General features: G+C 69.6%; 14 protein-coding genes. 9 read left to right on the top strand and 5 right to left on the bottom strand.

What is annotated here, in order from left to right:
* Positions 1 to 618 precede the first annotated feature (618 nt).
* Positions 619 to 960 (bottom strand): cupin domain-containing protein, encoded by a 342-nt coding sequence (locus tag ABWV20_RS14025; RefSeq protein WP_353356077.1) that lies wholly within the window; start codon positions 958 to 960, stop codon positions 619 to 621.
* Positions 961 to 1,001: 41 nt separating this feature from the next.
* Positions 1,002 to 1,460, bottom strand: a complete 459-nt coding sequence (locus ABWV20_RS14020) for a GNAT family N-acetyltransferase (protein ID WP_353356075.1) — start codon at positions 1,458 to 1,460, stop codon at positions 1,002 to 1,004.
* 106 nt (positions 1,461 to 1,566) lie between these two features.
* On the opposite strand from ABWV20_RS14020, the gene ABWV20_RS14015 reads away from it, so the two are divergent.
* On the top strand, positions 1,567 to 2,091 hold the full coding sequence (locus tag ABWV20_RS14015; protein WP_353356073.1) for an AAA family ATPase: 525 nt from the start codon (positions 1,567 to 1,569) through the stop codon (positions 2,089 to 2,091).
* An 88-nt stretch (positions 2,092 to 2,179) separates the two neighbouring features.
* Here the strand turns inward: ABWV20_RS14015 and ABWV20_RS14010 are convergent, their stop codons facing one another.
* Positions 2,180 to 2,701, bottom strand: a complete 522-nt coding sequence (locus tag ABWV20_RS14010; RefSeq protein ID WP_353356071.1) for a dihydrofolate reductase family protein — start codon at positions 2,699 to 2,701, stop codon at positions 2,180 to 2,182.
* An 85-nt stretch (positions 2,702 to 2,786) separates the two neighbouring features.
* Between ABWV20_RS14010 and ABWV20_RS14005 the strand changes: the two genes are divergently transcribed.
* Genes ABWV20_RS14005 through ABWV20_RS13995 form a run of 3 tightly spaced genes read left to right on the top strand, consistent with a single transcriptional unit; the run spans position 2,787 to position 5,499 of the window.
* A complete protein-coding gene (locus tag ABWV20_RS14005; RefSeq protein ID WP_353356081.1) occupies positions 2,787 to 3,701 on the top strand; it encodes an ROK family protein in 915 nt (304 codons plus the stop codon).
* Complete coding sequence (locus ABWV20_RS14000; RefSeq protein ID WP_353356069.1) at positions 3,698 to 4,669, top strand: 1-phosphofructokinase family hexose kinase; 972 nt, start codon at positions 3,698 to 3,700, stop codon at positions 4,667 to 4,669. Before ABWV20_RS14005 ends, ABWV20_RS14000 begins: the two co-directional genes overlap by 4 nt.
* Positions 4,666 to 5,499: a class II fructose-bisphosphate aldolase gene (locus ABWV20_RS13995; RefSeq protein ID WP_353356067.1), complete on the top strand. Its 834-nt coding sequence runs from the start codon at positions 4,666 to 4,668 to the stop codon at positions 5,497 to 5,499. The genes ABWV20_RS14000 and ABWV20_RS13995 overlap by 4 nt, the downstream gene beginning before the upstream one ends.
* Before the next feature lie 77 nt (positions 5,500 to 5,576).
* On the opposite strand, the gene ABWV20_RS13990 is transcribed toward ABWV20_RS13995, so the two are convergent.
* Positions 5,577 to 6,473, bottom strand: a complete 897-nt coding sequence (locus ABWV20_RS13990; protein WP_353356065.1) for an SIS domain-containing protein — start codon at positions 6,471 to 6,473, stop codon at positions 5,577 to 5,579.
* A 147-nt stretch (positions 6,474 to 6,620) separates the two neighbouring features.
* On the opposite strand from ABWV20_RS13990, the gene ABWV20_RS13985 reads away from it, so the two are divergent.
* The 5 genes from ABWV20_RS13985 (at position 6,621) to ABWV20_RS13965 (ending at position 11,113) form a co-directional block, all read left to right on the top strand.
* Complete coding sequence (locus tag ABWV20_RS13985; protein WP_353356063.1) at positions 6,621 to 7,370, top strand: DeoR/GlpR family DNA-binding transcription regulator; 750 nt, start codon at positions 6,621 to 6,623, stop codon at positions 7,368 to 7,370.
* A gap of 148 nt (positions 7,371 to 7,518) precedes the next feature.
* The gene (locus ABWV20_RS13980; protein ID WP_353356061.1) at positions 7,519 to 8,790 is read left to right on the top strand and encodes an extracellular solute-binding protein; all 1,272 of its coding nucleotides are present in this window, start codon (positions 7,519 to 7,521) and stop codon (positions 8,788 to 8,790) included.
* A gap of 17 nt (positions 8,791 to 8,807) precedes the next feature.
* On the top strand, positions 8,808 to 9,728 hold the full coding sequence (locus ABWV20_RS13975; protein WP_353356059.1) for a carbohydrate ABC transporter permease: 921 nt from the start codon (positions 8,808 to 8,810) through the stop codon (positions 9,726 to 9,728).
* Positions 9,725 to 10,594, top strand: coding sequence for a carbohydrate ABC transporter permease (locus tag ABWV20_RS13970; RefSeq protein WP_353356057.1), 870 nt, complete (start codon positions 9,725 to 9,727; stop codon positions 10,592 to 10,594). Before ABWV20_RS13975 ends, ABWV20_RS13970 begins: the two co-directional genes overlap by 4 nt.
* A gap of 39 nt (positions 10,595 to 10,633) precedes the next feature.
* Complete coding sequence (locus tag ABWV20_RS13965) at positions 10,634 to 11,113, top strand: hypothetical protein (protein ID WP_353356055.1); 480 nt, start codon at positions 10,634 to 10,636, stop codon at positions 11,111 to 11,113.
* Between the two features lie 55 nt (positions 11,114 to 11,168).
* Here the strand turns inward: ABWV20_RS13965 and ABWV20_RS13960 are convergent, their stop codons facing one another.
* Positions 11,169 to 12,950 carry a glycoside hydrolase family 35 protein gene (locus tag ABWV20_RS13960; protein WP_353356053.1) on the bottom strand — a complete coding sequence of 594 codons (1,782 nt, stop codon included), beginning with the start codon at positions 12,948 to 12,950 and terminating at the stop codon, positions 11,169 to 11,171.
* Positions 12,951 to 13,025: the final 75 nt, after the last annotated feature.

Raw genomic sequence — 13,025 nt, 5'->3', positions numbered from 1 at the left:
TCGTGACCGCCTACGGGCAGTTTCCCGTGGCCGTCGACATGCGAAGGCTGCGATCGCAGACGACTCCGGTGTTAGAAGGGGCCTGATCAGCAGTCGTCGGTCTTGATCCCGAGTCGGTTCCACCATGTCGTCATCATGGCAGCGCTTGGCGTCTCCGTCCTCGCGTGGCGGGCCAGTGCCCGGGACTGTCTGGCACCAGACAGTCCCACGCCCTGCTAACGCCGCTGCTAACCACGGGCTGGACGAGCCCGCACATAGGAGTCCGCTTGAGCTCTTCGCCACGCGCGTGGCTGCCCCCTCTTGACGCTCACAGACGGGGTCCCTGCATCTTGTAAACAGGCGGTTAGGGGTTCGAGTCCCCTCGCCAGCTCAGACGCCGACATCGCCCTGACCTGCACAGATGCGAGTCGGGGCGATTCGTCGTTTGCGGCCGAGGGCCGCGCGAGCAGGGGTTCTGCCAACGCGGAGGAGCAGGAGGGGAACAGACGGACATCGTTGCCGCCGACCAAGCATGTGGGTCATCGCCATCCGTCTGGAGGGAGCCGACGATCTCGAGTCTCCGGGCCGCGATCGAGTAGCGCGACGCTACCGCCTCGGTCCGCTCGACTCGGTGGCTGGTCAGACCGTGAGGTCCACCATCACCAGGGTCATTCGGCACGCGGTCTCGGCGACCAGGGCGTGTGAGGCACCGGGTGCGAGGTAGATGACGTCACCGTCGCCCATGGAGTGCTCGGCGCCGTCGACGGTGAACCGCATCCGGCCGCTCACGAGCTGGACTGCCACCGCGCGAGGCGAGGTGTGCTCCGTCAGCAGCTCCCCGGCGTCGAAGGTGAACTGCACGATCCGCATCACGTCGTTCGTGACCAGGACGCGGGAGGTGGTCGACTCGGCCACGACCGGCAGCGCGTTGACCAGATCGAGGTGGGCGGATGACTCTGACACGGGGGACGGCTTGGGCATGGGGTGAGCCTACGGCCGCTCGGCGGCGCGGTCGGCCGAACTCAGCGGCCGCAGCGGTCCACGCGCTCCCAGGGCCAGTCGCTGCCGAGCCATCGGGCGACGGCGTCGGCGAGGGGTGCGTCGAGCTGCGAGCGATCGGCCCGCACCCAGGACTGCACGGTGACGTCCCACTCGTCGGAGGCGGACGGGTACAGGTAGACGCAGCCGATGACGTCGTCGTCGACCGGGTCGAGAACGGTGAAGGTGAACCCGCGCCGCCGCTCGAAGTCATCGGCGTGGCGCCGGAGGTCGGCGAGATTCTCCTCCAAGGACATGCCGTCTGGTGGTGGCCACCTGCCGTCGGGATATCCGGGCGTCGATCGGATGTGCTCGATGCTCGAGGTCCACGCGGCATGATCCGCCTCGTTGTGCTGCGGCCCCAGCGGTTCCAGCCGGAACTGGTCTGTGGTTAGTGAGGTCGGTGGGTCGAAGCCGACTGGCACGAACTCGTCCGAGGTCATGACTCGGACGGTACGGGACTGGCGCGGGCTCCCGCACGTGAGTTCCTGCGGCGGCTCGTCGCGAATGCGGATGAGGTCGTCCCGGACGGTCGGTTACCGTCCAGGAGTGGGCAAGCGCAACTACCTGATCGAGGGTGTCTCGGGGACCGGCAAGACATCGGTGTGCGGGGAGCTGCGCCGTCGCGGGTACCACGCCATCAACGGCGACACGGAGCTGGCGTACCAGGGCGACCCGGAGACGGGAGAGCCGGCGAGGGGCGGCGCGCCATCCCATGGGCAGCACATCTGGAACGTCGCCCAGGTCCGAGCCCTCGTCGCCGACGACACCGAGCCCGTCACCTTCTTCTGTGGCGGGTCCCGGAACTTCTCCACGTTCCTGGACCTCTTCGACGGAGTCTTCGTCCTGGAGATCGACCTGGACACCTTGAAAAGACGACTGGACGCGCGACCCGACGACGAGTTCGGCGGTCAGCAGTCGGAGCGTGATCTGATTCTGCACCTGCATGGGACCAGGGAGGACGTCCCCGGGACCGGCGTCCCGATCGACGCCACTGCGCCGCTCGGTGCGGTCGCCGACGAGATCCTCCGCCGGGTCGGAGCGACCGATCACCGCGGCGCCGACGAGGGGTAGCGCCGTCGGCGCCGGGCACCACGGCCGTATGCCGCTGGGCTGGCTTCGCGCTCCGCTCCCGTCGGAAGGGTGGCGGGGTGTGCATGCCTCAGCGGTGGACCTGGTATCTGGCGCAGGCGAAGTCCTCGTTGCGGGCCACGTCGAGCAGCTCGAGCTCGACGTGTCGGGGCAGGACAGGAGCGCCGGCGCCCAGGGTGACCGGCGCGAACTGGATCCACACCTCGTCGAGCAGCCCGGCGTCGTGGAACTGGCCAGCGAGGTCCCCACCTCCGACGACCCACACGTTCTTGCCTCCGGCTGCGGCCAGCATCTCGGCATGGACGGCTGCGACCGGAGCCTGGGTGAACCGGACGTCACCGGGAGGCTGCGGGAACTCACGGTGGGTGAACACCCAGGTGGGCTGGGAGTACGACCAGCCGGCTGGGTCGTGGTCGAGGATCCACTGGTAGGTCGTCGCGCCCATCGCCAGCGCCCCGACGTCGGCGAGGAAGCCCTCGTAGTGCATCGGACCAGCGGGATCGATGCGGCGGGTCACCAGCCAGTCGAGGTTGTGGTCCGATGTTGCGATGAAGCCGTCGAGGCTGCAACCGGTGAAGTACTGAGTGGCCATGGCTCTCCTGAGACGAGGTCTGCATGAGCGTTTGTGTTCGGTGCGATGTTCAACCACGCATGCTTGCGCATAGGATGCACCAGTGATGCGACAGGCGGTCGTGGGAATCGACGTTGGCGGGACGAGGATCAAGTCTGCCCTCCTCTCGTCCGGTGGGGCCATCCTGGGCGAGAGCACCTCTCCGACGCCTCGGATGCTCCGGGACGTGCTCGGTCAGACTGTCCGCGAGATCGTCGCCTCGCTGGTCGCTGCGTCGAGCAGCGGCGGCGGCGGCGCGGCGGTCGCGGCGGTCGGCGTGGTGGTCCCGGGACTCGTCGACGACGACCGGGGGATCGGGGTGTGGTCGGCCAACCTCGGGTGGCGTGACCTCGACCTGCGCGCCTTGGTGGAGGGGCACCTGGACGTCCCGGTGGCCATCGGTCACGACGTGCGCGCGGGTCTGCTCGGTGAGCACCGCTTCGGTGCCGCGCGTGAGGTGGCCGACGTGCTGTTCCTCCCGCTCGGTACCGGCATCGCCGGGGCGATGCTGAGCCAGGGCCACCTCGTCCGGGGCTCGGCATGGACCGGGGAGATCGGCCACGTCGTCGTCGTGCCGGATGGGCCGGCCTGTCGGTGCGGCCAGCGCGGCTGCCTCGAGGCGATCTCGAGCGCAGCAGCCATCGGGCGCCGCTGGTCGGAGGCCACCGGCGAGAGCGGCGACGCTGAGCACGTCGTTCGGCGCCTGAACGCGGGCGACCCGCTGGCGCAGCGGATCTGGCGCGAGGCGGTCGACGCACTGGCGACCGTGACGGCGCCCGTGGTCGCCGCCGCCGGCACCGAGCTCGTCCTCGTCGGCGGGGGACTCGTCCGGTCCGGAGAGGCGCTGCTCGGGCCCTTCCGGGCACAGCTGCAGCAGCGGCTGGGTGGCCGCACCGATGTCGGCGTCTCCGCGGCGGCGCTCGGCGACCGGTCGGGCTCGCTCGGTGCGGCCAGCCTCGCCCTCGACCTGCTCAGCGCATGATCATCACCCTGACGCCCAACCCGGCGCTCGACATCACCTACCGCATTCCCCGGCTCGCGCCGGGGGAGTCGCACCGCGTCACCGACGTCGTCGAACGGGCCGGTGGCAAGGGGCTCAACACGGCAGGGGTGCTCACCAGCATGGGCCGTCGCGTCGTGGCGCTCGCTCCCGTGGGGGTGGAGGGCCTGGCCCGCTTCGGAGCGGACCTCGAGAGCCGGTCGATCCCCCATCGGCTCGTCGAAGCCCCTGGCGTGACGCGGCGCTCGATCGCCGTCGTCGACGAGAGCGGCGTCGCGACTCTCCTCAATGAGGCAGGGCACGCGATGGCGTCGGGAGTCTGGCAGGGCCTCGTCGACGAGGTGCAGGCGGCGGCGCCGCAGGCGCGAGTGCTCACCGTCTCCGGCAGTCTCCCACCGGAGGCCCCGGACGACCTCGTCAGGTCGCTCGTCCGGGTGGCCCGAGAGGCTGGGCTGCGGACCGTGCTCGACGTCTCGGGGCCGCCCCTCGTCGAGTGCCTCGCCGACCGGCCCGACGTCGTCAAGCCCAACCGCGGCGAAGCGGCGGCCTCTCTCGGCGGGCGCTCGGCTGCCACCCCCTCCGCGGGCGAGCTGGCCCTCGCCCTGAGCCGTGCCGGAGCCCGGGCGGCGGTGGTGTCCGATGGCGCCGCGGGCCTGTTCCTCTCGTGCGGTGACGTGCACCTGCGCGCTCATCTGTCACAGCCGCTGCGCGGCAACGCGACCGGTGCCGGCGACGCGGCCACGGCCGCGTTGGCCGCCGACCTCGACGACGCCGGCGCCATCGGTGCGGTGGCACTCGACGAGGTGGCCACCGAGACCTGGTCCGAGGTCCTGCGCCGGGCCGTCGCCTGGTCCGCGGCGGCCGTGCTGCAACCCGTCGCCGGAGTCATCGACCGCGATGACGTCGACCGGCTCCTACCCACCGTCGAGATCGAGGAGATCCACGCATGACCCTGGCCGCACTCGCACCGACCCTCGCCGAGGCCCGCGCCGCCGGCCGGGCCGTGGCCGCGTTCAACGTCATCCAGATCGAGCACGCGGAGGCCTACGCCGCCGCTGCCGAGCAGACCGGCCTCCCGGTCGTCATGCAGATCTCGGAGAACTGCGTCCGCTACCACCGGGCCCTCGCGCCCCTCGCCGCCGCCACCCTCGCGATCGCCGAGGCCTGCGCCCAGCCGGTCGTCGTCCACCTCGACCATGCCGAGGACACCGAGCTCGTCGCCGAGGCGGTCCGGCTCGGCCTCACTTCGGTGATGTACGACGGATCCCGGCTGACCGACGACGCCAACCGCGCCGAGACGCAGCGCGTCGTCGGGCTCTGCCATGCGGCGGGGGTCAGCGTCGAGGCCGAGCTCGGTGAGGTCGGCGGCAAGGACGGCGTGCACGCTCCGGGGGTGCGGACGGATCCGGGCGACGCCGCTCGGTTCGTCGAGGAGACCGGCGTCGATGCGCTCGCGGTCGCGGTGGGCAGCTCGCACGCGATGACGGAGCGCTCGGCCCTGCTTGACATCGAGCTCATCGCCGCCCTGCGGGCGGCCGTCCCCGTGCCCCTGGTCCTGCACGGCTCCTCCGGCGTCTCCGACGAAGGGCTGGTCGCGGCGGTGCGCGCCGGCATGGTCAAGGTCAACATCGCGACCCACCTCAACCAGGTCTTCACGACGGCGCTCACTCGGCACCTGGCCGCGACGCCGACGGTGGACACCCGCAAGTACCTCGGGGCAGCCCGCGACGCGACGACGGAGGAAGCAGCGCGGCTGTTGACCCTGCTCGCCGCGCGGTAGGCGGGGAGCTCGGGAACGCCGGAGGCCCCATCGCGCTCGCGATGGGGCCCCTGCGACGTAAGGACGATGCTGCGACGTCAGGCGAGGACGATGCTGCGCGTCAGGTTGCGTGGCTCATCCGGGTCGAGGCCGGCCCGCCGGGCCTTCGCCAGGCAGAGGCGGTGCACGCGGACCAGCTCGGCGAGCGGGTCGAGGTCGCGGTGCTCGAAGTGGGCCCCGGTTGCCGCGACCTCGTCGGACAGACCCGCGGGCACCTCTCCGAAGGCCCACACCGCCCGGCCGGGAGCGGCGATGCTGATCGGGCCGTGCCGGTACTCCATGGCCGGGTAGCTCTCCGACCAGAACTGCGCGGACTCCCGCAGCTTGAGGGCTGCCTCGGTCGCGATCCCGATCGCCCAGTCCCTCCCGAGAAAGGTGACCTGCTCGGCGTCGACCAGACGCGTGAGACAGCTCGCCTCGTCCTCGGCGAGCACGGCGCGGGCCTGCTCGATCGCCGGGGTGAGGTCCTCACCGAGGGAGGCGCGGAGCAGCGCGAGCGTCGAGGTCGCAAAGCGGGTCTGCACCACGGCCTGCTCGTCCACGTCCGCCATGAGCACCGTTGCCGCGGACCGCTCGGCGATGGCGGTGCCGGCGGTGGCGACGAAGGACACGTGCGGCGTGCCCTCGGCGCGCAGGTGCTCGACCACCTCCAAGACCTCGCTGGTGGTGCCGGAGCGACTGATGAGCACGACCCGGTCATAGCCGCGGTCCAGCCGGTGCTCGGACGCGGCGAACGCATCGGTCGGGCCGAGCCCGAGCGACTCACGCCGCGCGGCGTAGGCCTGCCCCATGAACCACGAGGTGCCGCATCCGATGGTGGCCACACGCTCGCCGGCCTGCGGCAGCAGGTCGGCCACCTCGGGCACTCGGGCGACGGCACGCTGCCAGTCGTCGGGCTGGGTGACGATCTCGCGCTCGAGATGACTGGTGGCCATGGGAACTCCTTGTGATTGTCTTTGCTCGATAGTAAGAGTAAGTGAGCAAAGTTGTGCATGTCCACTGACGCGGCTGCGCGGTAGGGTCGGCATGTGAGCGCAGACAGCCAAGAGCACGCGCGCAACCGCGCAAGTCGATGGTCAGCCATGCTGGACCGCCTGGCCACGACCGAGCGGCTCGGTGTCACCGAGGCGGCCGAGCTGCTCGGCGTCAGTGAGGCCACGGTCAGGCGCGACTTCGCCGAGCTGGCCAAGCGCCAGCTCGTCGCCCGAAACCACGGCGGCGTGGTCGCCACCTCCGTGGCGTACGAGCTGCCGTACCGCTACCGCAGCAGCAAGGGCGACGACGGCCGCAGCCGCGTGGCCGCGGCAGCCGCCCAGCTCGTGCAGCCGGGGCAGGTGGTCGGTCTCAACGGCGGCACGACGACCACCGCGACCTCCCGGGCGATCACGTCACGCGAGGATCTCGTCGACGGGGGCGGTGTCACCATCGTGACCAATGCCCTCAACATCGCCGCCGAGGCCGTGCTGCGCCCGCATGTCCAGTGCGTCTCGCTGGGAGGCGTCGCCCGTCCCGAGTCCTACGAGGTGACCGGCCCGCTCGCAGCCCTCGTGCTGAACCAGCTGTGGCTCGATGTCGCGATCGTCGGGGTCAACGGGCTGACGGCCAAGGAGGGGGCGACGTGTCGGCACGAGGACGAGGCGGCCATCATCCGGACGATGATCGACCGCTCCCAGCAGGTCATCTGCGTGACGACGGGCGAGAAGCTCGGTCGTCGCACCTTCGCCTCGATCTGCGCCGCCGACGGGATCAACCAGCTGGTGACGACCACCGATGCCGACCCGGACGAGGTGGACGCCCTGCGGGCGCTCGGAGTCGTCGTCCACCTCGTCTGACCTCGCCGATGCTCGATTGTGATCAGATTAAGGGGTCATCGATCAATACCTGTCTTGAACTGACCCATCCCGCGCCCTAAGTTGGGCACTATCAGCGGCCGGCCGGGCCCCGCGCCCGAAGTGAGCCGGCACCGAACCAAGGAGTGACATGAGGTCGATGAAGACGTCAGGCGCGATTGCCGGCATGGCGCTGGCAGCAATCGTTCTCGCCGCGTGCGGTGGAGGGACGGGTGCCGGTAACACCGCGGACAAGACCGAGGGCGGCGGCGCCGCTGAGACCAAGACGATCAAGCTCGTCGCGGCCGAGTACTCCAAGGACAACACGAAGGCCTTCTGGGACGCCTTCGCGAAGACCTACAAGGAGAAGACCGGCTACACGCTCGAGGTCCAGATCATCAGCTGGGACAACCTCGACCAGCAGAGCTCGACGATGATCCAGAACAACCAGGCTCCGGACATCCTCAACCTCAACGCCTACGCGAGCTACGCCAAGGACGGGCTGCTCTACAGCTCCGACGAGGTCCTCCCCGAGAGCGTCAAGAGCGACATCCTCCCGACGTTCGTCAAGTACGGCACGTACGAGGGCAAGTTCTACGGCTTCCCGGACCTCAGCTCGGCTCGGGCCTTCTTCTACAACACCGACCTGTTCAAGCAGGCCGGGATCGCCAACCCGCCGAAGACGTGGGCCGAGCTCGAGGAGTCCGCGAAGAAGATCACCGCCCTCGGCGACGGCAACGTCGGCTACGCCCTCCCGCTCGGCCCGGAGGAGTCCCAGGGCGAGTTCTCCATGTGGCTCTTCAACAACGGGGGCACGTGGAAGGACCAGGGCAAGTGGACGATCAACTCCCCGCAGAACGTCGAGACGCTCACCTTCCTCAAGAAGCTCGCGGACCAGAAGCTGACGCAGAACAACCCCGCCCGCACCAACCGCGCTGACGCCTTCGACCTGTTCAAGTCCGGCAAGGCCGGCATGATCATCGGCTTCAGCCCGCTTGCTGCGGCCCTCGACGAGGACGGCAAGGTCAAGTACGCCGTCGCGCCGTTCCCGACGAACGACGGCTCCGAGAGCAAGACCTTCGGCGTGACCGACTACCTGATGGCGTTCAAGAAGCCCGGCAACAGCAACCAGGCCGCGGTCAAGGCCTTCTACGAGCTCTACTACCAGAAGGACCAGATCAACACCTGGATCAAGTCGGAAGGGTTCCTCCCGGTCACCCAGAGCGGTATCGAGGAGTTCCGTGGCGACGAGAAGCTCAAGGTCTACCTCGACACGCTGCCCAACGCCCAGCTGACGCCCACCGACGACCCCGCGTGGGACCGCGTCAAGCTCGCCGTCCAGCAGAACCTCGGCAGCGCGATGACCGGCGACCCCAAGGCCGTCCTCGACCAGCTCCAGCAGACCGCTGAGTCGGCGAGCTGAGCGGCAGCGACACCCTCTTGGCACGCAAGACGACGCTCCGCGGCGGGCGGGTGGGCTCGGTCCACCCGCTCGTCGCGCTGCTCTGGCTCGCCCCGGCCCTCGCGCTGATCCTCGGAGTCGTCCTCTATCCGGCGATCAAGCTGTTCGACGCCTCGCGCAGCGAATTCTCGATCACCGGCCTGCGCAAGGGTGACGCCGGGTGGGACAACTACGCCAACGTCCTCGACCATCCCTCCCTGGGGACGGTGCTGCTCAACACCCTCATCTGGGTCGTGGCGGTGGTGGCGGTCACGATCGTGCTCAGCCTCGGCCTCGCGCAGTTCCTCGTGAAGCAGTTCCCGGGTCGTCGTTACGTCCGCTGGGCGGTCATCGTCCCGTGGGCCGCGAGCCTCATCATCACGAGCCAGCTCTTCGTCCTGCTCTACGACTACAACTACGGGATCATCAACCACCTCCTGCTCAACCTCGGTGTGATCAGCACGCCGGTCGACTTCCTGGGTGACGACAGCTGGACGATGTTCTCGATGGTGGTCGTCGGCGTGTTCGTCTCGCTGCCCTTCACCATCTTCGTCTTCATCGCGGGCCTCAACGCCATCCCCGACGACGTCCTCGAGGCGGCCACCGTCGACGGAGCGAGCCCGTGGCAGCGTTACCGGAGCATCGTCCTCCCGCTCCTGCGACCCGCCCTGATGATCGCGACGGTGCTCAACGTCATCTACGTCTTCAACAGCTTCCCGATCATCTACACCCTCAACGACCGCAACCCCGGATACCTGCACGACACGACGATCACCTTCATGTACAAGCTCGCCTTCAAGAGCCAGGAGAAGGACGTCGGCATGTCCGCCGCGGCAGGCATCTTCAACGTCCTACTGATCCTCGCGATCGTGCTCATCTACCTGAAGATCATCAACTGGCGAGAGGAGACGAGTCGATGACGACGGCTTCAGCGCAACCGAGCCCAGCGGCATACGGCTCCCATCGCCACCGTCGCAAGCGGATCCTCATGGCGATCGGTGGGGCCCTCGTCGCCCTCGCCTTCCTCTCGCCCTACCTCGTCATGGTGCTCGACTCCTTCCGGACGAGCTCCGACGTCAAGACGACCCCACCGACCCTGCTGCCTCGGGTCTGGCAGTGGGACACCTACGCCCAGGTGCTGGGTGACGAGCGGTTCCTCAACTGGCTCAAGACCTCGCTCATCGTCGCGAGCGGCTCCACCGTGATCGTCGTGCTCGTCGCCATCCCGGCGGCCTTCATGACCGCGCGGCACCGCTTTCCCGGCCGTGCCTTCTTCCTGCTCCTCGTGCTCGTGACCCAGATGTTCGCGCCGACCGCGCTCGTCGTCGGGCTCTACCGGCAGTTCTTCGAGCTCAACATGGTCAACACCTACGGCGCCCTCATCATCACCAACGCCGCCTTCAACCTCGCCTTCGCGATCTGGATCCTCCACGGGTTCTTCGCGTCGATCCCGCTAGAGGTCGAGGAGGCCGCCGCACTCGACGGTGCGACGCGGCTCCAGGTGCTGCGGCGGGTGATGCTGCCGCTGACGCTGCCGGGCCTGGTCACGGCGACGATCTTCACGTTCATCGCGGCGTGGAACGAGTACGTCGTCGCGCTGACGCTGATGATCGACGACGACCGGAAGCCGCTCACCGTCGGGATGCGGGCCTATGTGACCGGCTACGAGCAGCACTGGGACCAGCTCTTCGCCGCATCCGTCATCGCCGTCGTGCCCGTCGTCATCCTCTTCGCCATCATCGAGAAGCACCTGGTCGGCGGCCTCACCGCGGGCAGCGTGAAGTAGCCGGTCAGGCGACGTCCGAGCGGACGCAGCTGACGCCGCGTGGCGGGCGACGACGTGAACGCCGAACGCCACGACGGCGGCCAGCGCCAGACCCAACGGCACGACGACGGCCGCGAGCGCGGCGACGGTGGCGAGCAGGGCGCTGACCGCCACGGCGAGCAGGCCGACCCGGACGACGGCGACGACAGCGCGGAGCGAGACCCAGGTCGCGAAGACGGCGGCAGTCACGGCGACGACGAGCACCGAGACTGTGAGGACGAGAGCGACAGCCGTCACGCAGACCAGGCTGATCAGCCCGATGGTGATGAGCAGGGCGACCAGGGGAGGGGGCGTCGACAGGGCGCTACCGAAGGCGTCCGCGCCCGGTGCGTGCAGCCCGAGGACCTCGAGGGGAAGGCCACTGGATCCGAGCTGAGTCACTGGTCCATTGAACCGTGCACTGCCTGCCAGTTGGCCGTTGGGGACCCGTCGACTGCGCCACTCATCCCATGTCTGGTCCGGCTGGCGCGACAGGGCTGACATGCTGGCCGTCGCCGACCGTCCGTCCCTACGTCGCCGCCGACCTGATCGGGCCTCAGGGACGGGGATGTCCCAGGTCTGGGTCCGCCCGCAGCTCGACCAGCGAACCGGCCCGCTCCATCTCGAGAACGACCACCTCGTTGGCCCCGGCGCGCCAGAAGGGCGCCGGCGCATACAGGGTCACCTGGGGGCCGACCTCCCAGTACCGCCCGAGCAGGGCACCGTTGAGCCAGACGAACCCCTTCGCCCATCCGGGGAGGGCGAGGAACCCGTCTGCGGGCTCGTCCACCGCAAGCGTCGCGCGCGCGAAGACCGGGCCTGCCGAGCCGGCCACCGCGCCGAACTGCAGCCGGTCGGTGAGCCCGGGCTCGTCGAGGCGGATCGCCACCGACCCCCAGTCGTGCACGAAGCGGTGGGCGATGCGGATCCCGGCGACGCCCTTGCGCTCGCCGATCTCGCTGCCGAAGTTGATCCGGCCCTGGTTCTCGACGATGACGTCGATGGTGCTGGCCCGACCGTCGGCGCGGGGCCGGAGCGGCAGCACGTGCGGTGGCTCGTTGCGGTCGAGCGTGCCGAGGTGGGCCCCGTCGACGAGCACCGTTGCGCGGTCGGCAAGCCCGTCCAGCTCGAGGGTCCGTCCGTCGGGCGGGACGAGTGCCGACCCGCGATAGAGAATGAGGCCGTGGTCCTGGTCGAGCGACTCCATCGGCAGCGGAAGCGGCCCTCGACGGGGCCGGTCGTAGGCGCCCAGCGAGTCCAACAGGGCGACCCAGCCATCCACCTCGACCGCTTGGGGAGCCAGCCGCGCTGGCAGCTCGGGGACAGCGGGAGCGGGCTCAGCGGCATACCTCCTGATGACATCGCGGAAGGCGTGGAACTTCGGCCGCAGCTCGCCCGCCTCGCCCACGGCCGCGTCGTAGTCGTAGCTGGTCACCGTCGGCTGCAGCTTCCCGTGGGCGACGTTGGCGCCGTTCCAGAGGCCGAAGTTCGTCCCGCCGTGCGCCATGTAGAAGTTGACGCTGGCGCCTGCGCGGAGCATGTCGTCGAGCACGCGGGCCGCATCCTCCGCGTCGCGGACGTGGTGGCCCTCGCCCCAGTGGTCGAACCAGCCGTTCCAGTACTCCATGCACATGTCCGGTCCCTCGGGCTGGACCTTGCGCAGCTCGGCGAACGCCTCGCTCGCCCGTGACCCGAAGTTGACGGTGGCGAGGACGCCCGGAATGGTGCCGGCGGCGAGCCAGTCCGGGCCGGGGCCGTCGGAGGTGAGGAGGAGCACGTCGATCCCCCTGTCCACCAAGCCCTTGCGGCAGTGCTCCAGGTAGGTGGCGTCGTCCCCGAAGGAGCCGTACTCGTTCTCGACCTGGATGGCGACAACGGGGCCTCCGTGGGTGGCGAGCAGTCCCACGAGCACGGGGCAGACGGCATCGAGCCACGCGTCCACCGCCGCGAGGAAGCGGGGGTCGCTGGACCGCAACGCCATCGGCTCACCCTTCATCAGCCATGCGGGCAGCCCGCCGAAGTCCCACTCGGCACAGATGTAGGGGCCGGGGCGGACGATCACGTCGAGACCGAGGTCGCCGGCGAGCCGGACGAACCGGGCGAGGTCCCGCGGGCCGGTGAAGTCGACGTCGCCTCGGCGCCGCTCGTGGAAGTTCCACGCGACATACGTCTCCACCGTGTTGAGCCCCATGGCGGCGAGGCGACGCAGCCGGTCCTCCCAGAGGTCCGGGTGCACCCGGAAGTAGTGGATCGCCCCACTGATGATCTGGTGGGGCCGCCCCCCGCGGAGGAAGGAGCCATCCGCCACGGTGAGGCGGTGGGCTGCACTGGTGGTCACGAAGCGTCCTGTCGTCTGGGTGGTGTGGGTGGGGGAGGAGGTGGTGAAGCGGGCGGCGGGCCGGGGGCGTGGATG

Source organism: Intrasporangium sp. DVR (assembly GCF_040365325.1).
In the GTDB taxonomy this organism is placed as follows: domain Bacteria; phylum Actinomycetota; class Actinomycetes; order Actinomycetales; family Dermatophilaceae; genus Intrasporangium.
This window is presented reverse-complemented; position numbering and strand designations above follow the sequence as displayed.